Consider the following 237-nt stretch of genomic DNA (forward strand, 5'->3'; position numbering starts at 1 on the left):
ATACGTTCCGTTTTGGAACTGCTCGATCATTTTGTCACGCTCTTTCTTCGGTACACTACCGTTTAAGAAGAGGACGCGCTGACCGAAATGTTCTTCTAACACATTTTTTAGCATGTTTCCCATACCGATGTATTGTGTGAAGATTAAACAACTTTCATTTTGATCTTTTATATTTTCAATAAGTTCCATTAGCGTGCTCGTTTTCATGGAACGTTCGATGATGTCTTTTGGTTCTGT

The 237-nt window shown here is 38.0% G+C and carries 1 protein-coding gene; it reads right to left on the reverse strand.

The features are described 5' to 3' along the window. A partial coding sequence (locus tag F1003_RS19220) for a C-terminal helicase domain-containing protein (protein ID WP_202913946.1) occupies positions 1-207 on the reverse strand: 207 nt, incomplete at its 3' end. Between the last annotated feature and the right edge of the window lie 30 nt (positions 208-237).

The sequence above is a fragment of the Winogradskyella ouciana genome (assembly GCF_009709615.1).
GTDB lineage: Bacteria > Bacteroidota > Bacteroidia > Flavobacteriales > Flavobacteriaceae > Winogradskyella > Winogradskyella ouciana.